This window comes from Pseudomonas sp. GM102, from assembly GCF_000282555.1.
Lineage (GTDB): Bacteria > Pseudomonadota > Gammaproteobacteria > Pseudomonadales > Pseudomonadaceae > Aquipseudomonas.
In genome coordinates this window covers 1-26784 of record NZ_AKJB01000127.1, presented here as the reverse complement: position 1 = coordinate 26784, position 26784 = coordinate 1, and the positions used below count along the sequence as shown (strand labels likewise).

The following is a 26784-nucleotide window of genomic DNA, read 5'->3' as shown; positions in this document are numbered from 1 at the left end:
CGGCCTCTCGAGGGGGCGGTGCATCAAGATCAAAAGCTGCAGGCGAGCTAACGCTCGGCCTGTTGAGTGGTGAAAAGCGCCGTGGTACGCCGCTCCATTGTGGAAGCTGGCTTATCGGGTCGTCGCATCGCTGCGATGGCGGCCTGTCAGCCGACCAATCTTCCCCGGATGTACCCAGTCCAACTGTGGGAGCGGGCTTGCTCACGAAGCTGTTGATCCTGCTGTTGCTTTGGCTTTGGCTTTGGCTTTGGCTTTGGCTTTGGCTTTGGCTTTGGCTTCGGATCTTGATCTGCCCGCCCCTTCGGGAGGCTGAGCGGAGGTGTTCATCTGGGGATTGGCGCGCAGCGCCGTTCGACGCAGTCAAACCCATCGCATGTAGGTTGAAGCGAAGCCAACCGTAGGGCGATGCCCCCAGATGGATACCGGAGCGAAGGAACGCCGAGCCTCAGCGAGGGGCCGGACGCTTGGGGCGAGACCTTTTGGGTACTTTTGGGGCGTTTGCCAAAAGTGCCTCGCCGTAAGGGCGAAACCATAAGCCGCCGTTACCGCAGAAATGGATATGTACACCATCAAAAATCCCGGTCGGCTATCAGGCCGCCATCGCAGGCAAGCCAGCTCCCACAATTTGATCGGAGTACATTTGCAAGAAACAGGCCGGCTATCAGGACGCCTTCGCGGGCAAGCCTCGCTCCTACGGGGGCCGAGTGGACCCCGAAGGAGCAAGGCCAAACTCAAGCCAGGCTTTTGCTGACCACTTCAAACACATCGCTGGACAGTTGCCCCGAAGCGCGAATCCGCTCCAGCTCACCTTTCATCAACGCCTGACGAGCGTCGTCGTATTTGCGCCAGCGAGTCAGCGGAGCCAGTTGGCGAGAGGCGATCTGCGGGTTAAACCCGTTCAACTCGATCACCAGATCCGCCAGGAAGCGATACCCGGAACCGTCGGCTGCGTGGAAGTTGATCAGGTTCTGCCCGGCAAACGCGCCGACCAGTGCCCGCACCTTGTTCGGGTTCTTGATGGTGAACGCCGGGTGTTGCATCAAGGCTTTGACCCGCTCCAGACCACCCGGCAATGGGCTGCCGGCCTGGACGCTGAACCATTGATCCATGACCAGCGGATTGTCCTTGAAGTGTTCGGCGAAGGTCGCCAGCGCCGTGGCTTTCTGCTCTTCAAACGGCGAATTCACCAACACCGCCAACGCCGTCAGACGCTCGGTCATGTTGTCGCTGGTGTCGAACTGTTCAAGGGTTGCCGCCAACACTTCCGGCTTGCCGCTGAGCATCAGGTACGACAGCGCAATGTTCTGCAGCGCACGGCGGGCGAAATGCTCGGCCTCGGCCACATACGGCGTTTTCTTCGAGAGATCGCGATTGGCCTGATAACGCAGCCACAATCCCTCGAACAAACCCTCAGCCAATTGCTTGCGGGTAAACTCGCGAGCTGTGTGAATGGCGTCTACATCAGCCACTTCACTGATCTCGGTCAGATACGCCTCGCCCGGCAGCGAAAGCATTTCGGCGACCATGGCCTGATCCAGCGTCTCGTCGGACAGCACAGTACGCAGTGCTGAAACCAAACGCTGATCCAGCACCAGCGCTTCACCCTTCTGTTGCTGCTCGATCAACTCTTGCAGCACCTGCACCGACAATTGCTGGCCGGCATCCCAGCGGTTGAAGCCGTCGCTGTCGTGCTGCATCAGGAACATCAGCTGATCACGGTTGTACGGGAAGCTCAGTTTCACCGGCGCCGAGAAACCGCGCAGCAACGAAGGCAGCGGCTTTTGCGCAATGTCGACGAAGGTGAAGGTCTGCTCGGCTTCAGTCACCGAAATAACCCGCGATGTGCCTTGAGTACTGGCTTCACCGGCAAGACGCAAGGCAATTTCACCGCCCTTGCTGTCCAGCAGGCCCAGTTCCACCGGAATCACGAACGGCAGTTTTTCCACCTTGTCCGGGGTTTCCGGGCAGCTCTGGCGGAAGGTCAGGCTGTAGGTTTTTGCCGCTGCGTCGTAGGACTCGCTCACCGCCAAACGAGGCGTGCCGGCCTGGCTGTACCAGCGTTTGAACTGGGTCAGGTCGACACTGTTGGCATCTTCCATGGCCTTGATGAAGTCGTCGCAGGTCACGGCCTGGCCGTCATGACGTTCGAAGTAAAGGTCGCTGCCTTTGCGGAAACCGTCGGCGCCAAGCAAGGTGTGGATCATGCCGACCACTTCCGAACCCTTTTCGTACACGGTCAGGGTGTAGAAGTTGGAAATCTCGATGAAGCTGTCCGGGCGCACGGCGTGAGCCATCGGGCCGGCGTCTTCGGCGAACTGGTGGGTGCGCAGGTACGCCACGTCCTGGATGCGTTTGACCGTGGCCGAGTTCATGTCGGCCGAGAAGCCGGAATCGCGGAACACGGTGAAGCCTTCCTTCAACGACAGCTGGAACCAGTCGCGGCAGGTCACGCGGTTGCCCGACCAGTTGTGGAAGTACTCGTGGGCGACGATCGCTTCGACCCGCTGGTGCGCGGCGTCGGTGGCGGTTTCGGCGCGGGCCAGCACGGCACTGGAGTTGAAGATGTTGAGGCCCTTGTTTTCCATGGCGCCCATGTTGAAGTCGTTGACCGCGACGATCATGAAGATGTCCAGATCATACTCGCGACCGTAAACCTCTTCGTCCCAGCGCATGGACTTCTTCAGGCTGTTCATCGCGTGCTGGCACTTGTCGATGTTTTCCGGCTCGACATAAATGCGCAGCGCCACGGAGCGATCGATCATGGTGGTGAAGGTGTCTTCGACGCACCACAGATCACCGGCCACCAGCGCGAACAGGTAGGCAGGCTTCTTGAACGGGTCTTCCCAGGTCGCCCAGTGCCGGCCGTCTTCGCCAGGGCCCGAGGCAATCGGGTTGCCGTTGGACAGCAGCACCGGATAGCTGTGCTGCTCGGCGACCACCGTGGTAGTGAACGTGCTCATCACGTCCGGGCGGTCGAGGTAATAAGTGATTTTGCGGAAACCTTCGGCTTCACACTGGGTGCAGAACATGGTGCCGGATTTGTACAGGCCTTCCAGGGCGGTGTTGGTTTCCGGGTGGATCCTGACGCTGGTGTCGACCGTGAAGCTTGTACTGGCCGGGTGCAGGGTCAGGTGATTCTCGGTCAGCTGATAGTCGGCAGCGCTCAGTTCGCGATCGGCCAACGTCACCGACAGCAGATCGAGTTGCTGACCATCCAGCACCAGCGGCGGCAGGCCCGGGCCACGTTCAGGATTGCGGCGCATCACCAGTTGCGCATGGACCAGGCTGTGGTCCTCGAACAACTCGAAGGTCAGGTGCGTCTCGTCGATCAGGTACTCGGGTGCCTGATAGTCCTTCAGGTAGATCATCTTCGGTTGTTCGGTGCGCATACTGGAATCCTTACTGATGCACGGCGAGCTGGTAGGCCGTGTATTTACGAATATTGATCACGCCGGTGTCGAAAATCAGGTACTGGCCCTTGATCCCCAGCAGCGTGCCTTCGGCAATCGGGTTCTTGTCCAGGTTGAAGCTGACAATCTTGGCTGGGTATTGCTCGATCGGATAGCGGATTTCCAGAGGTTCTACATCGGTAATTGTCTGGATTGCTTGTAGGCCAAATCGTTCCTGCAAATTTTGCAAACCTTGCGCGCAGCTCTCAAATAGCTGATCGCGAACCTGCGCCAGATCCACCGATACCGCATCGCCCTTGAGTAAAGCACGCCAATTGGTCTTGTCGGCGACCTGGCTGCGGAACAGGTCTTCGACAAAGCCAGACTGCTGACGGGTGGCGACGCGCATGATCGGCAGAGCCTGGCTGGCGCCCTGGTCGAGCCAGCGGGTCGGTAGCTGTGTGGCGCGGGTAATGCCGACCTTGATCCCCGATGAATTGGCCAGATACACCACGTGATCGGTCATGCAGAACTTTTCGCCCCACGCAGGCTCACGGCAGGTGCCGGCGTCATAGTGGCAACGTTCCGGGCTCATGATGCAAAGGTCGCACTGGGCCAGTTTGGTCATGCACGGGTAGCAGTAACCCTGGCTGAAACTGGTTTTGGTCTTGCGTCCGCAATGGGTGCAGTGGATCGCTCCCAGGTATTCCAGGCGCACCGTGGTGCCGATCAACGGATTGACCGGTACCTCGGCGTCGCCCAGACGAAAAGCGTACTGCACGTTCGGCCCGTCAAGGCGCGCCGACATTTTGCTGATTGCACCGCGGCCAATCTCTATCAATGGATGGCATCCGATTTGAACAGGATGTTTGGCACTTCGATCGACTTCGACGAGCACTCCTGCGGGCCCATGTAGCCGGTACGCTCTTCCTCGGGCAGGTTCTGGATTTCCCAGGCGATCATCGCTTGCAGGGACAGTTCGCGCTGCTCGGCGGTGAGTTTGCCTCCGTCGGACCATTTGCCGATTTCCACCGCCAGTTTCAGGCTCTGGTAGATATCCGGGGTGATGTTTTTGATCATTTCGTTAAAAGAGGACATCAAGGGCTCCGCGCTCTTTAATCACATAACAGTTTTAGACGGCCAGTTTACGGCGGTTGTACAAACCACCCAACAAACCGGTGAAGCATCCGATGAGTAACCCGCTGACGTGGGCCGCGTTGGCAATCTGGCCGAAACCGATCATCGAGACCAGCCCGGACAGGCACACCAGCAACCATACCAGCATCATCACCAACACCCCTCGGGGCAGGCGATACGCCGGGTTCGGCGACAGAACCTGAAAAATCCAGCAATGCCCGAGCAGACCGTACAGCACCCCGGACAACCCGCCAAACAGGCTCGGGCCACTGAAAAGGAACTGGGTGTAGTTGGACACCAGGCTGAACAGCAGCGTCAGGCCGATCAGGTTGATGCTGCCCTGACGCGACTCGATGCGCCGCCCCAGTTCCCAGTACCACATGCCGTTCATGGCCAGGTGCAGGATGCCGAAGTGGATCAGCATCGGCGTGACCAGACGCCACCACTGCCCCGCCGCCAGGCTGTCGGCCAGTGGCGTGAAATGGATGTACTCGCCGATCACACGGAAATCGAGGAAAGTCAGCCAGCGTATCGTTTCGAGGTTATCGCCCAGCAGCGTCACCATGGCGACGATCAGGGTCAGCAACAGCACCAACGCTGTAGCCTTGCTGCGGCGCAACTGCTCGACCAAGCCCGGACGCTGCAGCGTCTGCGCGATCGGGATATCCAGTTGCTGATCGGGGTCCCCCGCCGGAAAGCGTTCGTACAATGAGCGCACGTCCTCGCTGATGTTGGCCGGCACCCATAGCACTTGCTCGCCCGCCTCTTCGCTGACCCGGTGGGGCACTTGCATGCGTTGCAGCAGTTTGACGAACCCGCTCAAATCCACCGCCAAAGGCAGACGTAATACCGCCACCGCCGTCATTGCAGCACCTCCGGCCGCTCGACATCGACCCAGACAAATTTATGCGGGTCGAGACGGGTTTCCTGATCCAGACGATAAGCGACCAGTTTGCCGTAGAGCACCGCGCTGTAATCCAGGCAGGCCAGGTTCGGGCGGATCGGCGCCGGTTTGCCGCTGCGCCAGTAGTGGCCGACGAACAACAACGGCTCATCGACGCCGTAGCGCAGCAAGTTGTCTTTTTCGCTGGACGACAGCGGCGTACGGGCCACCGGTTCAGGCAAGGCGTCGGGCTGGAACACGATATCTCCGTAGGTTTGCGGGTCGTCTTCCCAGAACTTGGTGCGGAAAAACGAGCGCGTCAGGCCGTCGCCGCTAGTCATGGTCAAGCCGTGGGGCAAGCGCATGTCGGTGCCGCGCAACAGGCGATCGAACACAGTGCAGGCGAAACTGCCGGGCACGGCGGAGGCCTGGAGGAAGTGCTCATCGATGCAACCGTCGGGGAACAACCCGCGCAACGGCTCGATCAGGCCGGCGTCCCAGCAGGCATGCACCACGCGGAAACGCCCGGCATCGACGAACAAAGGCAGCTTGTAAAACCATTGCAGGAAGTCATGCCATTCCGCGGGATGGTCCTCGAACTGGGTCAGGGTTTCCTTGAGCAGGCGCGCGTGACGCGGCGTATGTTCCCGCACGAACTGCTGGCCGCTACCCGGCAGCGCCGGCGTGCTCCAGCCGAGTGCATTGAATTCATGGTTGCCCATGATGCACAGCGCCTGGCCGGCTTCGACCATGTCGTGGACGATGTGCAGCGCCTCGCGAATCCGCGGGCCGCGGTCGATGATGTCGCCCAGGAACACCGCCATGCGCGACGGATGCCGCCAGACGCCAGCCTGTTTGTGGTAACCGAGCCGGTCGAGCAAGTGCTCAAGGGTCAGAGCGCAACCGTGCACGTCACCGATCAGGTCGTAGCTACGCGCGGGATCGAGCATCAGTCGCCTCCACCACCCAACTTGCTGCCCCAGCCGAGCTTGGTCCGGCAGACTTCATAGTAGTTGTGGTCCAGCGGATGAATCAGCCGCAGTTTCTGCGCTTTCTTGCTGATGGTGATGGTGTCACCGGGCGCGCAGGTGAAGTGGTTCTGCCCGTCACAGGAAACTTGCGGGTAAATCTGCATATCTTTGGACACGACGATTTTCAGCTCACTGTTGCCATCGACCACGATCGGTCTACCTGACAAGGTATGGGGGTACATCGGCACAATCACAATAGCGTCGAGCTTGGGATGCATGATCGGGCCGCCCGCCGACAGTGCGTAGGCGGTCGAACCGGTCGGCGTGGCGACGATCAGGCCGTCGGCCTTCTGGCTGCAGACGAACTGGCCGTCGATGTACAACTCGAACTCGATCATCCTTGTGGATTTGCCGGGGTGCAGCACCACGTCGTTCAGCGCATCGCCCTGGCCGATGGCCTCGGCGTGGCGTCGGACTTCGGCTTGCAGCAGGAAGCGGTTTTCCACCAGATAGTGGCCATCGAGCACTTCGGCGACTTTGACTTCGAGCTCATCGGGGCGAATATCGGTCAGGAACCCCAGGCTGCCACGGTTGATGCCGAGCACCGGAATATTGTGTCGGGCCAGCGCCCGGGCGGCGCCCAGCAGGCTGCCGTCACCGCCGACCACGATCACCATGTCACACACTTCACCGAGCATCTTGCGCGACGAAGTTTGCAGGCCATGACCCGGCAGGACTTCGGCGATGGTGTCTTCGAGGATCACGTGCAGGTGACGATCGAGCAGAAACCGTTTCAGTCGGCGGACGGTATCCAGCACCTGAGAACTGCCCAGGCGACCGATGATGCCGATATTACGAAATTGCTCCATGGGGCTCCTATTAGGATGCGGGGGCCTGCGACGGCGAAAAACACGATTATGGGCGAAAGCACGGCGTAGACAAAACCCTTTCAGCCGCGACGGTGCGCTCGCGTTTCGGGCTATGCTCGCAAGATGATCCTATTTCCAGATTTGCTCCAGTTACCTCACCAGTTGCGCCACCCTGAAGTGCGCGACCTGGCTTGGGTCATCCTCGCGCCGCCGATGCTCAGTGTCACCCCGTGGCCGCAGCGTCATCCGCTGGCGGGGAGCGATTGGGTGCAGGCACCGGAGCGCCTGGAACACTGGCTCAGGCAACTGGATCGCGACAGTTACGACCTGCTGCACTGGCTGGCTCAGGCCAGGACCCGGAGACTGGGTTTGTACTACGAGCGGCTGTGGCAATACGCCGTGCGACACGCGCCGGGTATCGAACTGATTGCCGCCAACATGCCGATCCGCCGTGAAGGCCACACCCTGGGTGAGCTGGACATGCTGCTGCGTGATCGCGATGGCGTGCATCACCTGGAACTGGCGATCAAGCTCTATCTGGGGCCACAGAACGGTGACGGTCATGACACCGCGCAGTGGCTAGGACCGGGTTGTCATGATCGACTCGACCGTAAACTGAAGCACCTGAGCCAGCATCAATTACCGATTTCCGCGCGAGCGGAAAGCCGTGCAGTGCTGGCGTCGCTGGATATCCAGCAGTTCAGTGCACATCTATGGCTGGGCGGCTATCTGCTCTATCCGTGGCCGGGGCAGTCCGAGTCACCGAGCGGCGCACACCCTCAACATTTGCGCGGTAGCTGGTTGCATCAGAAGGACTGGGCGGATTTTGTCGTGCAGCGCCCGTTCGGTCGTTGGCAACCCCTGCCCCGCCATGCCTGGCTGGCACCGGCGCACTATCCCGAAGAGCAAACCTGGAACACTGAACAGCTGAGTACATGGCTGAGCGATCTGGACCCACTGGCACCGGCGCAATTGATGGTGCGGCTGACAGAGAATGGCGAAGGCGATTGGGAAGAAGCCGAGCGACTGTTTCTGGTGTCAGATCTTTGGCCGAATGTGCCGGGTAATGGTTGAGTCTTTGTGATGACTGGACTGGCCTCTTCGCGGGCAAGCCTCGCTCCTACAGACAAGTGTCGTTCACGCATTTTGTAATCAACACAAAACCTGTAGGAGCGAGGCTTGCCCGCGAATGGACCCAACGCGGTCTAGATGGGGACGGTCATTGCTTTTTATGCTGCTCGACCCATTGCGCATACGCATCGATGAACTTCTGCAAGAACGGCTTCACCGACTCCGACAACTTGCCCGCCTCGTCGAACGCGGAACCAGCGCCACCCAGGTAGGCTTCCGGTTGCTGCATGCACGGCACATTGAGAAACACCATGGACTGGCGAATATTGTGGTTGGCGCCAAATCCGCCGACGGCGCCTGGTGAAACGCTGATCACCGCACCCGGCTTGCCGTTCCAAGCGCTCTTGCCGTAGGGGCGCGACCCCACGTCGATCGCATTCTTCAATGGCGCCGGCACGGAACGGTTATATTCCGGGGTCACGAACAGCACCGCGTCGGATGAGCTCACTTGTTGTCGGAAAGTGCTGTAGGCTGCCGGCGGTGATTCGCCATCAATGTCTTCGTTGTAGAGCGGCAAATCGCCGATTTCGACGATACTCAGCTTAAGATTGGCGGGCGCCAGTTCGGCCAGCGCCAGCGCGACCTTGCGGTTGATCGACGCTTTTCTCAGGCTGCCGACCAGAACGGCGATCTCGTAGACGTTGCTCATGGAAGATTCTCGACTGTCCAGGAAAGAGCTTCTAGTTATAGATGATCAAATGACGATTCAACCAGTGGGCGACGGAAAAACGCCGCCCCTGACTATTTTTTTCCTGTAGGAAAACTTACCTCGCCCAACCACGGTCTACAGAACCGCAAATTGAGTGATTTATCTCCAGAGGTTCTAAGCAGATGGCAGCAGTACTCGTCGGTCAGTTCCATGCAAGAGACGCGGAAGGCCGCGTTTATTCCGTGCATGAGTTCCAGGAATCCACCCCGTCGCACGACGGCCTCACCGTCTCTGAGCCCGTTACCACCTACAAGCTGGCCATTGGCGACCGAGTCAACAAACTCGACGACAACGAGTTTCTACTGGTGCAATCAGGTGTCACCCTCACTCGCGAACCTGAAACGAACGTCGCCTCATAACCCGCTGTTATGAGCAGAAGTCATATGCGCGCACTTGAGTTAGGATTCAGTGACTGACTCCCTCACCTGCTGAACATGGACTTCACGCATGCGTTTACGTCATATCGAAGTGATTCAGGCGCTATTGCAGACCGGCCACCTGGGCACCGCCGCCGAATGGCTGCAGCTGCCGGTGGCCGAGGTTGAACGCACCCTGCGTGATGCCGAGGATCAGTTGGGCTTCATGCTGTTTGCCAGCGTGCGTGGTCGCCTGCAAGCCACGCGCGAGGCGCGGGAGCTGCAGGTCGAGATCGCCCACGTCTACGAAGCCCTCGAACCGGTCCAGCGTCTGGCCAGCAGTCTCAAGCAATATTTGGCCCCACCCCTGCGCATCATCTGCACCCCGCCTTTGGCGCAACAACTGTTGCCACACAGCATCGCGGCCCTGCGCCGACGCCTGCCCGATGCGCCTTGCACCCTCCTGAGCCAACCGACCCGCGAGATCGTCAGAAGCCTGCTGCTGCGTGAAAGCGATCTGGGCCTGAGCCTGCATGACCCGGACCACGCCGACATCCATTGCCAGGTCATCGCTCAAGGCAAGCTTCAGTTGCTGGCGCCCCATGGCTGGCTGCAACCGAAACAGAAGTACATCTCGCTGCAAGACCTGGCTGGCCAGTCGATGGTCGGCCTGGAAGGTCACGATCCGTTAAGCCCGGCATTGGACAACAAGCTGCATGCGCTGCGCCCTGCCCCGGTCATCCAGACCCGGGTCCAGACTCATCAGATGATGCGCAGCATGGTCGAGGCCGGCGAAGGCCTGGCGATCGTCGACCCGTTTACCGCCCTCGGCGCCAAATCGGCCGGGCTCGATGCCTGCCCGCTGGCGCCTGCCATACCGATCAGCGTGTATGCCTTGAGCCTGAAGAGTGCCGAGCCATCACCGGCCGCTCAGGCATTGCTGGACATCATCACGGAACAAGCCGTGGCGATGCTGGCGAGCTGAGCGGATTTTCCAGCTGATTATCGAACAGGCGATACCAGAACAACGCCACTTCGGCGGTGTTCGGATCGATTCCGCGGTAGCGCAAATGATCGATCCCGCCAACTGTGTAACCGCAACGCTCATAGAGTCGGCAGGCACCCAGGTTGTTGTTCTGGGTTTCCAGCATGATGCCGGGCAGCTTCTTCTTGCGGCTCCAGAACTGCGCCACGTCCAGCAGCGCCTTGGCCACGCCATGACGGCGCGCCGGTGCATGCACCGCCAATTCATCGATATGGGCAAAACCGTTCCAGTTGGTGCTGACCACCAAGTGACCCACCGGTTCGTCATCCAGGTAGGCCATGAAAATCGCACTGTCAGCGGCATCGCGAAAACTGCTGAACTCCTCGGGATCGATGCCGTAACACTTGCGATACGGGGTGATGGGCGTCACCAGCCACTGCGCCACCGGCTTACCGATTTGCGCGGCACCATAGGCGGCGACTTCAAAACTGAAATCACTGCCCCAGATATAAGCCGCAAAACCCTCATCGGCGACACGCACCGAGAGGCCTGGGTATTTGGGATTCATGACGGGTTGCATAGTCGCAAAGGTCCTCATTCCTTGATGCAATCGACGGTGTAGTGCCGTCCATTGCCCTCGTCTTCGTGTTGCAAGCCATGCACATCGGCGACAAACCCGGGGAAGCTACTGTCGAACGTACGGGCAAACTTCAAGTAATCGATGATCGAACGGGTCGACTCGGTGAACCGCTCGCCGGGCATGATCAACGGGATCCCCGGCGGGTAGGGCACCAGCATCACCGCTGCGATCCGCCCGTCCAGAGCATCGATCGAAACAGCCTCAACCTCCCCGCGTACCAATTGATCATAGGCGTCAGCCGGCTTCATCGCGACTTCCGGCAGCACCGTGTACATGCGTTTGAGGTGTTTGGCCGTGGCATTGCTGCGATAACAGGCGTGCAATTGATCACACAGATCGCGCAAACCCATGCCTTGGTAACGGGCAACATTGTGTTGTGCCACGCACGGCAGGCAGGTGGCCAGGCTGACATTGGCGTCGTAACTGCGCTTGAACTCCAGCAACTCGGTCAGCAGCGTGCTCCATTTGCCCTTGGTGATGCCCATGGAGAACAGCACCAGGAACGAATACAGCCCGGTTTTTTCCACGACCAGCCCACGCTCCCAGAGGAACTTGCTGACCACCGCCGCCGGAATCCCCCGCGCACTCAGGGCACCGCCCGCCGTCAAACCCGGCATCACCAGCGTGACCTTGATCGGATCGAGCAGCACGTAGTCGTCGGTCACGCCGCCAAAGCCATGCCAATCGGCGTCGGGTTGCAGCAACCAGTCTTCGGTGACCACCTGCTCGATATCTTCGGCCGAGGGCGGTTGCCAGATGGAAAACCACCAGTCATCGGCGGCGATATGCTGGCGCAGATTGGCCAGGGCCCGGCGAAAACTCAGGGCCTCGTCGAACATTTCCTGCAACAACGAACGACCGGCCGGCCCTTCCATCATCGCCGACGCCACGTCCAGCGAGGCGATGATGCTGTACTGCGGCGAGGTCGAGATGTGCATCATGAATGCTTCGTTGAAACGGTCGCGATCCAATTGCCGCGCACCGCCGTCCTGAACGTGAATCATCGACGCCTGGCTGAACGCTGCCAGCAATTTGTGCGTGGAGTGCGTAGTGAACACCAACGGGCTGTCTTCGCTGCGGGAAGTGCCCATGCCGTAACGGCCGGCGAAGAATTCGTGGAACGCCGCGTAGGCGTACCAGGCCTCGTCGAAATGCAGCACTTCGACGCTATTGCCCAGGCTCTGCTTGATCAACTCGGCGTTGTAACACAGGCCGTCGTAAGTCGAGTTGGTCACCACCGCCAACTTGACCTTGGGCTCGCGGCCCTTGGTCAGCGGGCTCGCATCGATCTTGGCCTGGATCGACTCACGGCTGAATTCGCTCAACGGAATCGGGCCGATAATCCCCAGCTCATTACGCTCCGGGCACAGGTACAGCGGAATCGCACCGGTCATGATGATCGAGTGCAACACCGACTTGTGGCAGTTGCGATCCACCAGCACCAAGTCATCGCGGGCCACCATGGAATGCCAGACGATCTTGTTGGCGGTCGAGGTGCCATTGATCACAAAAAAGGTGTGATCGGCGCCGAAATTACGCGCGGCTCTCGCTTCCGCTTCGGCCAGCGGGCCGGTGTGATCGAGCAGCGAACCGAGTTCCGGTACCGACACCGACAAATCCGAACGCAGGGTGTTTTCCCCAAAAAACTGATGAAACGCTTGCCCCACAGGGCTCTTGTGATACGCCACGCCGCCGCCATGGCCGGGGGTATGCCAGGAATAATTGGAATCGGCGGTGTGCTGTACCAGCGCCTTGAAGAACGGCGGCAACAGACCGTCCAGATATTTGCGCGCCGCGCGGGCGACTTGCCGGGCAAGGAAGGGCACGGTGTCTTCGAACAAATAAAGAATACCGCGCAGCTGATTGAGTTCCGCCATGGCATCGGCCGGGGCATTTTCCAGGGTCACCTGCTCGCCCAGGGCAAAGATCGGCAGGTCCGGCGCCCGAACCCGTGCCAGGCGGATCAGCTCGGCCATGTTATGCAGAAGATGAGCGTTGCTGCTGGCGTCTTCGGCGGCAATCAACATGCAAGAGAGGCCGTGATGAGTCGAGGCGACCAGACGCCCTTCGTTGTAATCGACCGCCGAGACGATGCTGAAGCCTTCCTGCTCCAGTTCCCGGGCGATGCCCCGCACACGATCACCGGCAACGGTGTCGGCTTTGATGTCGCGGTGGACGATCAGGACCGGGAATTTCAAATCTTTATACATGGGGCTCGGTGTCCTGAGGCGGCAGACCATGGCCTGCCAATAACCTCAGGGTAGAGGGTTGAAGCGCATGTGGCGAGGGGGATGCCCTGAAGTGGGTCGGCGGGCGCACCAGCAAGTGGCCAGCAAACCCATTGTTCCGAAAGTTTACCTGTGGCGAGGGAGCTTGCTCCCGTTGGGCTGCGAAGCGGCCCCCTGCATTCACTCCGATACACCGTGTTGGCAGGATTTGCGACTGCTGCGCAGCCGAGCGGGAGCAAGCTCCCTCGCCACAAAAGCCCTTCGCTCGAAGGGGCTCAGGCCTGAGCCTTGGCCTCAGCCAATTGCTGCCACAACGACGGAGCACCAGCGGATTTGGCGATGGCTTCAAGGCGCGCAACGTGCTGGGCCAGATCCTCTTCACTCGCACGGATGATCCGGGCCGGCTGACGATCGGCCGGCAGACGACGGATTTCGGTGGCGGAGTTATCCGCGCCTTCACCTGAACCATTGCCATCGGACGCGTTACCGGCCAGCGACAGGCTGGTCTGGCCGCCGGTCATGGTCAGGTAAACGTCGGCGAGAATCTCGGAGTCGAGCAAGGCGCCGTGCAGCTCACGGCCGGAGTTGTCGACGCCATAGCGTTTGCACAAGGCGTCGAGGCTGTTGCGCTGCCCCGGGTGACGTTCCCGGGCCATCATCAGGGTGTCGAGGATCGAGCAGTGTTGCGTGATGTCCGCGCGGTCGTGGTGGCCCATCAGCGCGAATTCGTTGTTGATGAAGCCAACGTCGAACGCCGCGTTATGGATGATCAGCTGCGCGCCCTTGATGAACTCGAAGAACTCATCGGCCACTTCAGTGAAACGCGGCTTGCCCACCAGGAATTCGTTAGTGATGCCGTGGACGCCGATGGCGCCTTCATCACTCTCGCGATCCGGTTGCAGGTAAACGTGGAAATGCCGGCCGGTCAGGCGCCGACCGATCAACTCGACACAACCGATTTCGATAATCCGGTGGCCGTCGGTCACCGGCATGCCGGTGGTTTCGGTATCGAGTACAACGGATCTGGTGGCCATCAGTGCTCAGCTCTCAACGGGACAATCGTGCAAAAGCGGCGATGTTAACACGCTCGCCGGGGTCTTTCAGGTACACCGTGTTGCACCCATCGCGAGCAGGCTCGTTCCCACTGATCGTTCCCACGCTCTGCGTGGGAACGATCAGTGGGAACGATCAGGGTCTAGGCCTGCTTGTACCCACGCACTTCATCAACGCCACGGTTGGCCAATTGGTCGGCCCGTTCGTTGCCGTGATGGCCGATGTGCCCGCGCACCCATTTCCAGGTGACGTTGTGGCGGTTGACCTGCTCGTCGAGCAGCTTCCACAGATCGGCGTTTTTCACCGGCTCCTTGGCCGCGGTTTTCCAGCCGCGTTTCTTCCAGTTGGCCATCCACTCGTTGATGCCCTTCATCACGTATTGGGAGTCGGTCACCAGCAGCACGTCGCAGGAGCGCTTGAGTTCTTCCAGGCCACGAATCGCGCCCATCAATTCCATGCGGTTGTTGGTGGTGTTGGCTTCGCCCCCCCAGAGTTCTTTTTCAACGCCCTTGCACACCAGCAACGCACCCCAGCCGCCCGGGCCAGGGTTGCCCTTACAGGCGCCATCGGTGAAGAGTTCTACGCTATCGCTCATGCCAATCTATCCAGAAAATGCGGTGGCTCGCCGATCGGTGACCGACGATGCCCGAGGCCGGGGCGAACCCGGCCGGGAAAATAAAATGGGTATTACGGTTCGAGGTGACGACGGTTGACCTTGGCCATCGGCAACGGAATCAACTTGCCCATCGGTTCGCGCCGTTCCTGGCGCACCGGCCGCAGGCCCACCACGATCTTGCGCGCGACCAATAAATAGAAGCCACCACCGGACAATTGCCAGTCACCCGCCTTGCGCTCCCAACCGGCCAGACGGGCTTGCCAGGCAGGCGACGCAAGGGGCGGACGATAGCACCCGAAGCGGCGTTTCTCCAGCGCGAAGCCCAGCAGGTTCAGCCAGTCGGCGACTCGCGATGGCGAAATACAGCGGGCCTTGCGCAAGGCGTCATGGGCGAACACACGACGCAAGCCCCAGCTGCTCCAGGGGTTGATCCCGACAATCAGCAGATGCCCGCCGGGCCGGACACTGCTCGCCGCTTCGCGCAGCAAACCGTGGGGCGACAGGCAGAAATCCAGCCCGTGCTGCAACACCACCACATCGGCGGCGTGCTCGCTCAAAGGCCAGGCCTGCTCTTCGCAAACGATCTCGACCCCCGGCAACGGCGCACCGAGGCGCACATTGCGCTGGACCTGGGGCGCCGACGGCGGTGTCTGCGCCGAGGGGCCGTAATGCACCAGGTAGCCGCCGAAGAAACGCCCCAACTCGTCTTCGAGCATGCGTCGTTCTTCGTCCAGCAGAAATTGCCCGATGGGCCCGGACAGCCATTCACGGGCTGCGCTGATCAATGTCAGCCACTCAGGATCGGCCTGAGCGAACGCTTTATCGGTCATTGCATTCTCCAACGCGCCAGGAAGTTCTAAGATGCGCCAATGTTTTCCGCTTGGCGAATCCGACGATGATACAGATCAGTGCCCTGCCCGCCTTCACCGACAACTACATCTGGTTGTTACAAGACCACAGTACCCAGCGCTGCGCCGTGGTCGATCCGGGCGATGCCGCGCCAGTGCAGGCCTGGCTCGCGGCGCACCCGGGTTGGGTGTTAAGCGATATTTTGATCACTCATCACCATCATGACCATGTCGGCGGCGTCGAGCGGCTGAAAAAAGCGACAGACGCGACAGTCTATGGTCCGGCCAGTGAAAGCATCCCGGCGCGGGACATGGCGCTCAAGGACAACGACCGCATCAGCGTGCTGGGCTGGGACTTCGATGTCATCAACGTACCGGGCCACACCCTCGGACACATTGCCTTTTATCACCGGGGCCATTTGTTTTGCGGCGACACCCTGTTCGCCGCTGGTTGCGGACGCCTGTTCGAAGGCACGCCGGAGCAAATGCATCACTCGCTGAGCCGCCTCGCGGCGCTGCCCGAAGACACGCTGGTCTACTGCACTCACGAGTACACCTTGAGCAACCTGAAGTTTGCCGTAGCGGTCGAACCGGGCAATCCGGACACCGCCGCACGTCTGGAAAAAGTCACCGCACAACGTGAAGCCGGAATCATGACGCTGCCCTCTACTCTGGCGCTTGAAAAGCGTACCAACCCGTTTTTGCGTGTCGACGAAACATCCGTTAAAGAAAAAGTGGACGAACGGAATGGAACCCAAAACCGGGCTCCGAGTGCGGTTTTTGCTGCTCTACGGGCCTGGAAAGATAAGTTCTAAGTAGCCATCATGTTGATACAAAAATTCTGAATGGTTGACCGCAGGGGGTACGCTTTCTAGAATCGCCCGACATTTTTGCCCGGAACTTACTTCCAGCCAATGTCGTCACCTATTCGTAAAGCCATCAATTCAGACGCATTGACCCGCTTGGCTCAAGCCATCGCGGTGGCTGTGTCCGCCACTCTGGCGGGCTGTTCCAGCCATGTGCCGCAGACCGAAGCGACACACACTCCGAATATCGCCGCTCGAGCCAAGCAGAAACCTATCTGGCTCAGCGAAAAACCAACACCTCAAATTCCACAGGACGTCTGGGAGCGCATGCGCCAAGGCTTCCAGTTGCAGGACAATCTGGGTGTCAACCCGCGCATCGAGCAACAGCGCCTGTGGTTCGCCAGTAACCCGTCCTTCCTTGAAAATGCCGGCGAACGCGGCAGCCTCTACATTCACTACATCGTCGAACGCCTTGAAGAACGCAACATGCCGCTGGAGCTGGCGCTATTGCCGGTGATTGAAAGCGCCTACAACCCGATGGCCTATTCCCGGGCCGACGCGGTGGGTCTTTGGCAATTCATTCCGTCCACCGGGCGTTACTTCAACCTGCGTCAAACCCGTTTCTATGATGGCCGTCGCGATATCACCGCCTCGACCACCGCAGCCATGGATTACCTGACCCGCCTGCACGACATGTTCAACGGCGACTGGCTGCTGGCCCTGGCGGCCTACAACGCAGGCGAAGGCACGGTCAGCCGGGCCATCGAGCGCAACGAACGACTTGGCCTGCCGACCGACTACTGGAACCTGCCGCTGCCAGCGGAAACCCAGGCCTATGTGCCGAAGCTGCTGGCCCTGTCGCAAGTGGTCCTGGCACCCGACGCCTATGGCGTGAACCTCAACCCGATCGCCAACGAACCGTACTTCCAGGTCGTCGAAATCAACCAGCGCATGGACCTGTCCAAGGTTGCCGCCGTCGCCAACATCGACGAAGACGAACTGTTCCAGCTCAACCCGGCCTTCAAGCAGCGCACCACCATCGACGGTCCCCAGCATCTGCTGGTGCCAACGTCCAAGGCGCAACTGCTGACCGCCAGCCTGTCGACCATGCGTCCTGAAGAATTGATCAGCCAGCGATCGCTCAAGCCGGTGTTCGAAGGGGCAGACGACAGCGAAATCGCCAGCCTCAAGCGCGCCTATCGAGTCAAACGCGGCGACAATCTGGGCACCATCGCCAAGGCCAACAAGGTCGAGGTCAAAGACCTGCAACGCTGGAACAAGCTGAACGGCAAAGACCTCAAGGTCGGCCAGACCCTGGTGATGCAGGACACCACCAAGCGCAAATCCGGGCGCGTCAACACCGTGATCGCGGTGAACAGCAAGACCAACGGCAAGGTAACCAACAAGACGCAACAGACCCAGTACAAGGTCAAGCAAGGCGACTCGCTGTACATGGTCGCCAAACGCTTCAACGTTGAAATGCAGCACCTCAAGCGCTGGAACCCTCGGGTTGGCCAGGCGCTGAAACCGGGGCAGATGCTGACGGTTGCTTCGCCGCATTAAGCAGCACGCCCTGTCGAGGGGCTTTTGTGGTGAGAGGGCTGTTGTGGCGAGGGGGCTTGCCCCCGTTGGGTCGCGAAGCGGCCCCGGCATTTTTTCAAATCCACCGCATTCGCAGGATTTACGACTGCTGCGCAGCCGAACGGGGGCAAGCCCCCTCGCCACAACAGCCCCCTCGCCACAGGCAAGCTCCCTCATCACAGGTTTTGCGATCCGCCGGCCCATCACACAACAATTAACAACGCATTAACCCCCGTCTTTTTCCTGTCGATACAAGCTGTTACTGTACGGCCCACAAAGCCCAAGCCGCCTGGATCGGATCTCTGACTTGAAGCGTCCCCTCCTCCTGCTCCTGATCAGCCTGGCCTTGAGCTCCCCCGCAAGCGCGACGATCAGCGAAAGCCATGGTTATGCGCAGTTCGGCACGCTCAAGTACCCGGCCAGATTTACCCACTTCGACTGGGTCAACCCGCAAGCGCCCAAGGGCGGTACGTTGCGGGTGATGGCGTTTGGCACCTTCGATACGCTCAACCCTTACACATTCAAAGGTTCGAGCCCGGTTTCCACCGGCAACTTCCTGCAATACGGCATCAACGAACTCAATGAACCGTTGATGGTCGGCACCGGCCAATACGCGCCGTCCGGCGATGAGCCGACGTCCAGTTATGGCCTGATTGCCCAATCGGTGGAATACAGCGAAGACCGCAGCTGGGTGGTGTTCAACCTGCGCCCCGAAGCGCGTTTCCACGATGGCACGCCGATCACCGCTTACGATGTGGCGTTCTCTTACCGTTTGCTGCTCAAGGAAGGTCACCCGCAATACCGCACCAACCTTCAGGAAGTGTCGCGGGTCGATATCCTCAACCCACAGCGCATCCGTTTCGTCTTCAAACGCTCCGGTAATCCGCTGCTGATCCTGCGCTTGGGCGAGTTGCCGGTGTTGCCACAGCATTACTGGGAAGGTCGCGATTTCAAGGCCACCACCTTCGAGCCGCCATTGGGCAGCGGGCCGTATCGCATCACCTCGGTAACGCCCGGGCGGCAGATCGTCTTCGAGCGGGTCAAGGATTACTGGGGCAAAGACCTGCCGGTCAATCGCGGCAAGTACAACGTCGATCGCATGGAAGTCGAGTTCTACCGTGACAGCGACGTGGCTTTCGAAGCGTTCAAGGCCGGTGAGTTCGACATCTACATCGAACACCAGGCGAAGAACTGGGCCAACGGTTACAACTTCCCGGCCGTGCGCCGTGGCGATGTGATCAAGGCGCAAATCGCGCACCAGATCCCGACCCAGAGCCAGGGCCTGTTCATGAACACCCGGCGATCAACTTTCGCCGAGGCCAAGGTCCGCGAAGCGCTAGGGCTGATGTTCGACTTTGAGTGGACCAACCGCACGCTGTTCAGCGGCGCCTACAAGCGTGCCATGAGTTATTACCCCAACAGCGAGTTCTCCGCGACCGGGCTACCGATCGGTCATGAGTGGCTGCTGCTCAAGCCCTATCGCGATCAGTTGCCCGCCAAGCTGCTCACCGAGCCGTTCAGCCTGCCGCAGACCGAAGGCCGCGGCATTCCGCGGGAAACCATGCGCAAGGCCCTGGAGCTGCTCGCCGAGGCTGGCTGGAAGCTCAACGGTCAGCGACTACAGAACACCATCGGCCAACCGTTGCGTTTCGAGATCCTGCTGGTCAACCCGAACCTGGAGCGCATCCTTCAGCCCTACGTCGAGAACCTTGCCAGTATCGGCATCGACGCACGGCTGCGCACGGTTGATCGCGCCCAATACAAACAACGCCTCGATCAGTTCGATTTCGACATGATCCTGATGACCCTCAACCAGACCCTCAGCCCGGGCCTGGAGCAATGGCAGTACTTCCACTCCAGCCAGGTCGGGGTCAAGGGCAGCAAGAATTACGCAGGTATCGCCAACCCGGTGGTCGACCATTTGCTTGAACAATTGCTCGCCGCCCAGACCCGTGATGCACAAGTCGCCGCCGGCAAGGCGCTCGACCGGGTGCTGCTGTGGCAGCACTACATCATTCCCAACTGGTACCTCAATTATCACCGCCTGGCCTACCGCAACCGGTTCGCCTTCGTCACCACGCCGCCCTACACCCTGGGCCTGAGCGCGTGGTGGCTGAAATCTTCGGAGAAAGATCGATGAAACCCGTACGCGCCCTGCTCTTGCAGGCCAGCGGTCTGTTGTTCGCCGGGTTGGCCTGCGCCGCCCCGCAACATGCCCTGACCCTATACAACGAGCCGCCGAAATACCCGGCCGATTTCAAACATTTCGATTACGTAAACCCCGACGCGCCCAAGGGCGGGATCTTCCGTCAGGCCGGGTTCGGTGGTTTCGACAGCCTCAACCCGTTCATCAACAAAGGCGTGCCGGCCGACGACATCAGCATGATCTATGACACCCTGGCCAAACAGGGTCTGGATGAGCCGTTTACCGAATACGGCCTGATCGCCGGCAAAATCGAAAAAGCCCCGGACAACAGTTGGGTGCGCTTCTACCTGCGTCCCGAAGCACGCTTCCACGACGGTCATCCGGTACGTGCCGAAGACGTGGTGTTCAGCTTCCAGACCCTGATCAAGGACGGCGCCCCGCTCTTCCGCGGCTATTACAGCGACGTGGAGGACGTGGTCGCCGAAGACCCGCTCAAAGTGCTGTTCAAGTTCAAGCACAACAACAACCGAGAATTGCCGCTGATCCTCGGCCAATTGCCGGTGCTGCCCAAGCATTGGTGGACCACCCGCGATTTCAACAAGGGCAACCTGGAATTGCCGCTGGGCAGCGGCCCGTACAAAGTCAGCGAAGTGAAGGCCGGACGCTCGGTACGCTATGAGCGGGTCAAGGATTACTGGGGCAAGGACCTGCCGGTCAATCGCGGCTTCTACAACTTCGACGTGATGACCACTGACTACTACCGCGACAACACCGTCGCGCTGGAAGCGCTCAAGGCCGGTCAGTTTGACTACTGGCTGGAATCGGCCGCGAAAAACTGGGCCAAGGCCTACAACATTCCGGCAGTGGCCGAAGGTCGGCTGATCAAGGAAGAAATCGCCAACGGCAACCCCACCGGCATGCAAGGCTTCGTGTTCAACCTGCGTCGCCCGGTGTTTCAGGATGTGCGCGTGCGTCAGGCACTGACCCTGTTGCTGGACTTTGAATGGACCAACAAGCAATTGTTCAACGGCGCCTACGCGCGCACCCGCAGTTACTTCGAAAACTCGGAAATGGCCGCCACCGGCCTCCCCGACGCCGATCAGTTGGCGATCCTGGACCCATTGCGCGGCAAGATTCCCGAGCAAGTGTTCAGCGAGGCGTTCCAGAACCCGGTGACCGACGCCAGCGGCATGATCCGCACCCAGCAGCGCAAGGCCTATCAACTGCTGCAAGAGGCCGGCTGGCGGATCGTCGACGACAAGATGGTCGACGCCACCGGCAAACCGGTGACCATCGAATTCCTGCTGGCCCAGACCGAGTTCGAGCGGGTGCTGCTGCCGTTCAAGCGCAACCTCAGTGACCTGGGCATCGACCTGGTGATCCGCCGGGTCGACGTCTCGCAATACATCAACCGCGTGCGCTCCCGGGACTTCGACATGATCGTCGGCAGCTTCCCGCAGTCCAACTCGCCGGGTAACGAACAGCGCGAGTTCTGGATGACCGCCGCTGCCGACAAACCGGGCAGCCGCAACTCCATGGGCCTGAAAGACCCGGTGGTGGATCAACTGGTCGAGCAACTGATCAACGCCGACTCACGCCAAAGCCTGGTGGCCCACGCCAGGGCACTGGACCGGGTGCTGCAATGGGGCTACTACGTGATCCCCAACTGGCACATCAAGACCTGGCGCGTGGCGTACTGGAGCCACATCGGCCACCCGAAGGTTTCGCCCAAATATGACATCGGCATCAATACCTGGTGGGTCAAGCCCAACGCGACATTGCCGATAGAAGTCGAAACCAAACTGCAAGCCGACCCTGCGGGCACGGAGTAATCAGATGCTGGCGTATATTTTTCGGCGACTGCTGCTGATCATCCCGACCCTGCTCGGCATTTTGCTGATCAACTTCGTGATCATCCAGGCCGCTCCCGGCGGGCCGGTGGAACAGATGATCGCCAAGCTCGAAGGCTTCGAAGGCGCCACCAGCCGCATTGCCGGCGGCGGTGCCGAGGTGTCGGTGGCAGGTTCCGCCTATCGCGGTGCACAGGGCCTGGACCCGGCGCTGGTCAAGGAAATCGAACACATGTACGGCTTCGATAAATCGGCGCCGGAACGTTTGTGGATCATGATCAAGAACTACGCCACCCTGGATTTCGGCGACAGCTTCTTCCGCGACGCCAAGGTCATCGACCTGATCAAGGAAAAGATGCCGGTGTCGATCTCCCTGGGGCTGTGGAGCACGCTGATCATGTACCTGGTGTCGATTCCGCTGGGGATCGCCAAGGCAACGCGACACGGCAGCCACTTCGACGTCTGGACCAGTTCGGCGATCATCGTCGGTTACGCGATCCCGGCGTTCCTGTTCGCCATCCTGTTGATTGTGGTGTTCGCCGGCGGCAGCTATTTCGACTGGTTTCCGCTACGGGGCCTGACTTCGAACAATTTCGACGAGCTGAGCACCGGCGGCAAGATCCTCGATTATTTCTGGCACCTGGCACTGCCAGTGACCGCATTGGTGATCGGCAACTTCGCGACCATGACGCTGCTGACCAAGAACAGCTTCCTCGATGAAATCAACAAGCAATACGTGGTCACCGCCAAGGCCAAGGGCCTGACCCGCCACCGCGTGTTGTACGGCCATGTGTTTCGCAACGCCATGCTGCTGGTGATCGCCGGTTTCCCTTCGGCGTTCATCGGGATCTTTTTCACCGGTTCGTTGCTGGTGGAAGTGATTTTCTCCCTCGACGGCCTCGGTTTGATGAGTTTTGAGGCTGCGATCAACCGCGATTACCCGGTGGTTTTCGGCACGCTGTTCATCTTCACCCTGCTGGGGCTGGTGGTGAAATTGATCGGTGACCTCACTTACACCTTTGTCGACCCGCGCATCGACTTCGAAAGCCGGGAGCATTGAGATGAACCTGTCCCCTCTCAATCGCCGACGTTTCGAACTGTTCAAGGCCAACAAGCGTGGCTGGTGGTCTTTGTGGCTGTTCCTGATTCTGTTCGGCGCAAGCCTGGGTGCCGAACTGATCGCCAACGACAAACCGTTGGTGGTGCACTACGACAATGCCTGGTACTTCCCGGCGCTCAAGCGCTATCCGGAAACCGCGTTCGGCGGCGAATTCCCGCTGGAAGCCAACTACAAGAGCCCGTACATCCGTGAACTGCTCAAGGCCAAGGACGCCTGGGTGGTGTGGGCGCCGATTCCCTACAGCTACCAGAGCATCAATTACGACCTGAAAGTCCCGGCCCCGGCGCCGCCTTCGGCCGATAACCTGCTGGGCACCGACGATCAGGGCCGCGATGTGCTGGCCCGGGTGATTTACGGCTTCCGGATTTCGGTGCTGTTCGCTTTGACGCTGACCATTCTCAGCTCGATCATCGGCGTGATCGCCGGGGCCTTGCAGGGTTTCTACGGCGGCTGGGTCGATCTGGCCGGGCAGCGTTTTCTGGAGATCTGGTCCGGGTTGCCGGTGCTGTACCTGCTGATCATTCTGGCCAGTTTTGTGCAGCCTAATTTCTGGTGGCTGCTGGGGATCATGCTGTTGTTCTCGTGGATGAGCCTGGTGGATGTGGTGCGCGCCGAATTCCTGCGCGGCCGCAACCTGGAATACGTGCGCGCAGCGCGGGCGCTGGGCATGCAAAATGGTGCGATCATGTTCCGCCACATCCTGCCCAACGCCATGGTCTCGACCATGACCTTCATGCCGTTCATCCTGACCGGCGCCATCGGCACCCTGACCGCCCTGGATTTCCTCGGCTTCGGCCTGCCGCCGGGCGCGCCGTCCCTGGGTGAACTGGTGGCCCAGGGCAAATCCAACCTGCAAGCGCCGTGGCTGGGTATGAGTGCATTTGCGGTGCTGGCGCTGATGTTGAGTCTGCTGGTGTTCATCGGCGAGTCCGCTCGCGATGCCTTCGACCCGAGGAAGTGAAATGAATCAGGACAATCTGATCGAAGTGCGCGACCTGGCCGTCGAGTTTGTCGTCGGTGAGCGCGTGCAGCGGGTGGTCGAGGGCGTCAGCTTCGACATCAAGCGCGGCGAAACCCTGGCGCTGGTGGGCGAAAGCGGCTCCGGCAAATCGGTGACCGCCCACTCGATCCTGCGGCTGCTGCCCTACCCGCTGGCCCGGCACCCGTCCGGCACCATCACTTATTCCGACCGGAATCTGCTGGACCTGAAAGAGAAAACCATCCGCCACATCCGCGGCAACCGGATTGCGATGATCTTTCAAGAGCCGATGACCTCGCTCAATCCGCTGCATTCGATCGAGAAGCAGATCAACGAAGTGTTGGGCATCCACAAAGGCCTGACCGGCAAAGTCGCGACCAAGCGCACGCTGGAACTGTTGGAGATGGTTGGGATCCCTGAGCCGCAGAAGCGCCTCAAGGCCCTGCCCCACGAGTTGTCCGGCGGCCAGCGCCAGCGGGTGATGATCGCCATGGCCCTGGCCAACGAGCCGGAACTGCTGATCGCCGACGAACCGACCACGGCGCTGGACGTGACCGTTCAACTGAAAATTCTCGAACTGCTCAAGGAATTGCAGGCCCGTCTGGGCATGGCATTGTTACTGATCAGTCATGATTTGAACCTTGTACGAAGAATTGCGCATCGCGTATGTGTCATGCAGCGCGGTTGCATCGTCGAACAGGCATCGTGCGAAGAATTGTTCCGCGCGCCGCAGCATCCGTACACGCGGGAACTGCTGGCAGCGGAGCCCAGCGGCAAGCCGGCGACCAATGTGATTGGCCCGCCGTTGCTTGCGGTCGAGGACCTGAAAGTCTGGTTTCCGATCAAGAAAGGCTTTCTGAAAAAGACCGTGGACCATATCAAAGCGGTCGACGGCATCAATTTCAGCCTACCCCAGGGCCAGACCCTGGGGATTGTGGGAGAAAGCGGTTCCGGCAAGTCGACGCTCGGCCTGGCGATTTTGCGGCTGATCGGTAGCCAAGGCACCATACGTTTTGAAGGCAAGCAGCTAGACTGCCTGACGCAGAGCGAAGTTCGGCCGCTGCGCCGGGAAATGCAGGTGGTGTTCCAGGACCCCTTCGGCAGCCTGAGCCCACGGATGTGCGTGAGCCAGATCGTCGGCGAAGGCCTGCGGATCCACAAGATGGGCACCGAGGCAGAACAGGAACAAGCGATTATTGCGGCACTCAAGGAGGTAGGTCTGGACCCGGAAACCCGGCACCGCTACCCCCACGAATTTTCCGGTGGGCAACGGCAAAGAATCGCCATTGCCCGGGCATTAGTGCTAAAACCGGCGTTGATTCTGCTGGACGAGCCGACGTCGGCCCTCGACCGCACCGTGCAACGCCAAGTGGTGGAGCTGCTACGTTCACTGCAAACCAAGTACAACCTGACGTATTTGTTTATCAGCCATGACCTGGCTGTCGTCAAAGCGCTGAGCCACCAGCTGATGGTGGTCAAGCATGGCCAAGTGGTCGAACAGGGAGACGCGCAAAGTATCTTTGCCGCCCCCCAACATCCGTATACACAGCAGTTGCTGGAAGCCGCTTTTCTGGCACCAGCCACTGCGCAATAAACCTGAAAAGAGGAGCAACACATGGGTTTTCTCGCCGGTAAGCGCGTACTGATCGTCGGTGTCGCCAGCAAGCTGTCCATCGCATCCGGCATCGCTGCCGCCATGCATCGCGAGGGCGCTGAGCTTGCCTTCACTTATCAGAACGACAAACTCAAGGGTCGTGTCGAAGAATTCGCACAAGGCTGGGGCTCGAGCCCTGAGCTGTGCTTCCCGTGCGACGTGGCCAGCGATGAAGAAATCGCCAAGGTCTTCGAAGCACTGAGCAAGAAGTGGGACGGCCTGGACTGCATCGTGCACTCCGTCGGCTTCGCCCCGGGCGACCAACTGGACGGCGACTTCACCGAAGCCACCACCCGTGAAGGTTTCCGCATCGCTCACGACATCAGCGCCTACAGCTTCGTGGCCCTGGCCAAGGCTGGCCGCGAAATGATGAAAGGCCGCAATGGCAGCCTGCTGACCCTGTCGTACCTGGGCGCCGAGCGCACCATGCCGAACTACAACGTGATGGGCATGGCCAAGGCTTCTTTGGAAGCTGGCGTGCGTTACCTGGCCGGCTCCCTGGGCCCGGACGGTACCCGCGTTAACTGCGTATCGGCTGGCCCGATCCGTACCCTCGCCGCTTCCGGCATCAAGAACTTCCGCAAAATGCTGGCTGCCAACGAAGCGCAAACCCCGCTGCGTCGTAACGTCACCATCGACGAAGTCGGCAACGCCGGCGCCTTCCTGTGCTCGGACCTGGCGTCCGGCATCAGCGGCGAAATCATGTACGTAGACGGCGGCTTCAACACCACCGCCATGGGCAACATCGAAGAGTGATCTTCGAGTTGCACTGAAAAAACCCGCCTCTGGAGGCGGGTTTTTTTATGCCTGCAATTTACGAGACGACTCGCTCC

Annotated in this window: 23 protein-coding genes; 11 read left to right on the top strand and 12 right to left on the bottom strand. The window is 60.1% G+C overall.

Annotated elements, in window-relative coordinates; all coding sequences use genetic code 11:
• Positions 1 to 731: 731 nt before the first annotated feature.
• The 6 genes from pepN to PMI18_RS02795 are packed head-to-tail and all read right to left on the bottom strand — an operon-like array spanning position 732 to position 7249.
• A complete protein-coding gene (gene pepN / locus PMI18_RS02770; RefSeq protein ID WP_007906787.1) occupies positions 732 to 3389 on the bottom strand; it encodes an aminopeptidase N in 2658 nt (885 codons plus the stop codon).
• A 10-nt stretch (positions 3390 to 3399) separates the two neighbouring features.
• Positions 3400 to 4230, bottom strand: a complete 831-nt coding sequence (locus PMI18_RS02775) for a DUF2797 domain-containing protein (protein ID WP_007906785.1) — start codon at positions 4228 to 4230, stop codon at positions 3400 to 3402.
• Entirely contained in the window at positions 4227 to 4487 is a 261-nt protein-coding gene (locus tag PMI18_RS02780; RefSeq protein ID WP_007906784.1) for a YeaC family protein, read from the bottom strand. The genes PMI18_RS02775 and PMI18_RS02780 overlap by 4 nt, the downstream gene beginning before the upstream one ends.
• A gap of 34 nt (positions 4488 to 4521) precedes the next feature.
• Positions 4522 to 5391: a rhomboid family intramembrane serine protease gene (locus PMI18_RS02785; protein WP_007906783.1), complete on the bottom strand. Its 870-nt coding sequence runs from the start codon at positions 5389 to 5391 to the stop codon at positions 4522 to 4524.
• Complete coding sequence (locus PMI18_RS02790; RefSeq protein ID WP_177319041.1) at positions 5388 to 6362, bottom strand: metallophosphoesterase; 975 nt, start codon at positions 6360 to 6362, stop codon at positions 5388 to 5390. Before PMI18_RS02790 ends, PMI18_RS02785 begins: the two co-directional genes overlap by 4 nt.
• On the bottom strand, positions 6359 to 7249 hold the full coding sequence (locus PMI18_RS02795; RefSeq protein ID WP_007906781.1) for an NAD(+) kinase: 891 nt from the start codon (positions 7247 to 7249) through the stop codon (positions 6359 to 6361). The genes PMI18_RS02790 and PMI18_RS02795 overlap by 4 nt, the downstream gene beginning before the upstream one ends.
• Before the next feature lie 123 nt (positions 7250 to 7372).
• Between PMI18_RS02795 and PMI18_RS02800 the strand changes: the two genes are divergently transcribed.
• The gene (locus tag PMI18_RS02800; protein WP_007906779.1) at positions 7373 to 8323 is read left to right on the top strand and encodes a DUF1853 family protein; all 951 of its coding nucleotides are present in this window, start codon (positions 7373 to 7375) and stop codon (positions 8321 to 8323) included.
• 145 nt (positions 8324 to 8468) lie between these two features.
• On the opposite strand, the gene PMI18_RS02805 is transcribed toward PMI18_RS02800, so the two are convergent.
• The gene (locus PMI18_RS02805; RefSeq protein WP_007906778.1) at positions 8469 to 9029 is read right to left on the bottom strand and encodes an NADPH-dependent FMN reductase; all 561 of its coding nucleotides are present in this window, start codon (positions 9027 to 9029) and stop codon (positions 8469 to 8471) included.
• 182 nt (positions 9030 to 9211) lie between these two features.
• Between PMI18_RS02805 and PMI18_RS02810 the strand changes: the two genes are divergently transcribed.
• Complete coding sequence (locus tag PMI18_RS02810) at positions 9212 to 9448, top strand: hypothetical protein (protein ID WP_007906776.1); 237 nt, start codon at positions 9212 to 9214, stop codon at positions 9446 to 9448.
• Positions 9449 to 9536: 88 nt separating this feature from the next.
• The gene (locus tag PMI18_RS02815; RefSeq protein ID WP_007906773.1) at positions 9537 to 10430 is read left to right on the top strand and encodes a LysR family transcriptional regulator; all 894 of its coding nucleotides are present in this window, start codon (positions 9537 to 9539) and stop codon (positions 10428 to 10430) included.
• Here the strand turns inward: PMI18_RS02815 and PMI18_RS02820 are convergent.
• The 5 genes from PMI18_RS02820 to PMI18_RS02840 form a co-directional block, all read right to left on the bottom strand.
• On the bottom strand, positions 10396 to 11010 hold the full coding sequence (locus tag PMI18_RS02820; RefSeq protein WP_007906771.1) for a GNAT family N-acetyltransferase: 615 nt from the start codon (positions 11008 to 11010) through the stop codon (positions 10396 to 10398). The two genes, PMI18_RS02815 and PMI18_RS02820, sit on opposite strands and share 35 nt — an antisense overlap.
• A 14-nt stretch (positions 11011 to 11024) precedes the next feature.
• Positions 11025 to 13280, bottom strand: coding sequence for an Orn/Lys/Arg decarboxylase N-terminal domain-containing protein (locus PMI18_RS02825; protein WP_007906769.1), 2256 nt, complete (start codon positions 13278 to 13280; stop codon positions 11025 to 11027).
• Between the two features lie 293 nt (positions 13281 to 13573).
• Positions 13574 to 14332: a DNA polymerase III subunit epsilon gene (gene dnaQ, locus PMI18_RS02830; RefSeq protein WP_007906768.1), complete on the bottom strand. Its 759-nt coding sequence runs from the start codon at positions 14330 to 14332 to the stop codon at positions 13574 to 13576.
• Positions 14333 to 14493: 161 nt separating this feature from the next.
• Positions 14494 to 14946 (bottom strand): ribonuclease HI, encoded by a 453-nt coding sequence (gene rnhA, locus PMI18_RS02835; protein ID WP_003180633.1) that lies wholly within the window; start codon positions 14944 to 14946, stop codon positions 14494 to 14496.
• A 92-nt stretch (positions 14947 to 15038) separates the two neighbouring features.
• Complete coding sequence (locus PMI18_RS02840; protein ID WP_007906764.1) at positions 15039 to 15797, bottom strand: class I SAM-dependent methyltransferase; 759 nt, start codon at positions 15795 to 15797, stop codon at positions 15039 to 15041.
• Positions 15798 to 15862: 65 nt separating this feature from the next.
• On the opposite strand from PMI18_RS02840, the gene gloB reads away from it, so the two are divergent.
• The 8 genes from gloB (at position 15863) to fabI (ending at position 26707) form a co-directional block, all read left to right on the top strand.
• Positions 15863 to 16630 (top strand): hydroxyacylglutathione hydrolase, encoded by a 768-nt coding sequence (gene gloB / locus PMI18_RS02845; RefSeq protein WP_007906762.1) that lies wholly within the window; start codon positions 15863 to 15865, stop codon positions 16628 to 16630.
• A gap of 99 nt (positions 16631 to 16729) precedes the next feature.
• Positions 16730 to 18184 (top strand): transglycosylase SLT domain-containing protein, encoded by a 1455-nt coding sequence (locus tag PMI18_RS02850; protein WP_007906760.1) that lies wholly within the window; start codon positions 16730 to 16732, stop codon positions 18182 to 18184.
• Positions 18185 to 18509: 325 nt separating this feature from the next.
• Positions 18510 to 20342, top strand: coding sequence for an extracellular solute-binding protein (locus PMI18_RS02855; protein WP_007906759.1), 1833 nt, complete (start codon positions 18510 to 18512; stop codon positions 20340 to 20342).
• The gene (locus PMI18_RS02860) at positions 20339 to 22180 is read left to right on the top strand and encodes an extracellular solute-binding protein (RefSeq protein WP_007906758.1); all 1842 of its coding nucleotides are present in this window, start codon (positions 20339 to 20341) and stop codon (positions 22178 to 22180) included. Before PMI18_RS02855 ends, PMI18_RS02860 begins: the two co-directional genes overlap by 4 nt.
• A gap of 4 nt (positions 22181 to 22184) precedes the next feature.
• Entirely contained in the window at positions 22185 to 23258 is a 1074-nt protein-coding gene (locus PMI18_RS02865) for a microcin C ABC transporter permease YejB (RefSeq protein WP_007906757.1), read from the top strand.
• Between the two features lies 1 nt (position 23259).
• On the top strand, positions 23260 to 24279 hold the full coding sequence (locus PMI18_RS02870) for an ABC transporter permease (RefSeq protein WP_007906755.1): 1020 nt from the start codon (positions 23260 to 23262) through the stop codon (positions 24277 to 24279).
• Position 24280: 1 nt separating this feature from the next.
• Entirely contained in the window at positions 24281 to 25891 is a 1611-nt protein-coding gene (locus tag PMI18_RS02875; protein ID WP_007906753.1) for an ABC transporter ATP-binding protein, read from the top strand.
• Between the two features lie 21 nt (positions 25892 to 25912).
• Positions 25913 to 26707, top strand: a complete 795-nt coding sequence (fabI, locus tag PMI18_RS02880) for an enoyl-ACP reductase FabI (protein WP_007906751.1) — start codon at positions 25913 to 25915, stop codon at positions 26705 to 26707.
• Positions 26708 to 26784 lie beyond the last annotated feature (77 nt).

Excerpts from the sequence above, each read along its gene's own strand:
- pepN (WP_007906787.1), bottom strand. The coding sequence starts at position 3,389 with ATGCGCACCGAACAACCGAAGATGATCTACCTGAAGGACTATCAGGCA.
- PMI18_RS02780 (WP_007906784.1), bottom strand. The coding sequence starts at position 4,487 with ATGTCCTCTTTTAACGAAATGATCAAAAACATCACCCCGGATATCTAC.
- PMI18_RS02785 (WP_007906783.1), bottom strand. The coding sequence starts at position 5,391 with ATGACGGCGGTGGCGGTATTACGTCTGCCTTTGGCGGTGGATTTGAGC.
- PMI18_RS02795 (WP_007906781.1), bottom strand. The coding sequence starts at position 7,249 with ATGGAGCAATTTCGTAATATCGGCATCATCGGTCGCCTGGGCAGTTCT.
- PMI18_RS02800 (WP_007906779.1), top strand. The coding sequence starts at position 7,373 with ATGATCCTATTTCCAGATTTGCTCCAGTTACCTCACCAGTTGCGCCAC.
- PMI18_RS02805 (WP_007906778.1), bottom strand. The coding sequence starts at position 9,029 with ATGAGCAACGTCTACGAGATCGCCGTTCTGGTCGGCAGCCTGAGAAAA.
- PMI18_RS02810 (WP_007906776.1), top strand. The coding sequence starts at position 9,212 with ATGGCAGCAGTACTCGTCGGTCAGTTCCATGCAAGAGACGCGGAAGGC.
- PMI18_RS02815 (WP_007906773.1), top strand. The coding sequence starts at position 9,537 with ATGCGTTTACGTCATATCGAAGTGATTCAGGCGCTATTGCAGACCGGC.
- PMI18_RS02820 (WP_007906771.1), bottom strand. The coding sequence starts at position 11,010 with ATGCAACCCGTCATGAATCCCAAATACCCAGGCCTCTCGGTGCGTGTC.
- PMI18_RS02825 (WP_007906769.1), bottom strand. The coding sequence starts at position 13,280 with ATGTATAAAGATTTGAAATTCCCGGTCCTGATCGTCCACCGCGACATC.
- dnaQ (WP_007906768.1), bottom strand. The coding sequence starts at position 14,332 with ATGGCCACCAGATCCGTTGTACTCGATACCGAAACCACCGGCATGCCG.
- rnhA (WP_003180633.1), bottom strand. The coding sequence starts at position 14,946 with ATGAGCGATAGCGTAGAACTCTTCACCGATGGCGCCTGTAAGGGCAAC.
- PMI18_RS02840 (WP_007906764.1), bottom strand. The coding sequence starts at position 15,797 with ATGACCGATAAAGCGTTCGCTCAGGCCGATCCTGAGTGGCTGACATTG.
- gloB (WP_007906762.1), top strand. The coding sequence starts at position 15,863 with ATGATACAGATCAGTGCCCTGCCCGCCTTCACCGACAACTACATCTGG.
- PMI18_RS02850 (WP_007906760.1), top strand. The coding sequence starts at position 16,730 with ATGTCGTCACCTATTCGTAAAGCCATCAATTCAGACGCATTGACCCGC.
- PMI18_RS02860 (WP_007906758.1), top strand. The coding sequence starts at position 20,339 with ATGAAACCCGTACGCGCCCTGCTCTTGCAGGCCAGCGGTCTGTTGTTC.
- PMI18_RS02865 (WP_007906757.1), top strand. The coding sequence starts at position 22,185 with ATGCTGGCGTATATTTTTCGGCGACTGCTGCTGATCATCCCGACCCTG.
- PMI18_RS02870 (WP_007906755.1), top strand. The coding sequence starts at position 23,260 with ATGAACCTGTCCCCTCTCAATCGCCGACGTTTCGAACTGTTCAAGGCC.
- PMI18_RS02875 (WP_007906753.1), top strand. The coding sequence starts at position 24,281 with ATGAATCAGGACAATCTGATCGAAGTGCGCGACCTGGCCGTCGAGTTT.
- fabI (WP_007906751.1), top strand. The coding sequence starts at position 25,913 with ATGGGTTTTCTCGCCGGTAAGCGCGTACTGATCGTCGGTGTCGCCAGC.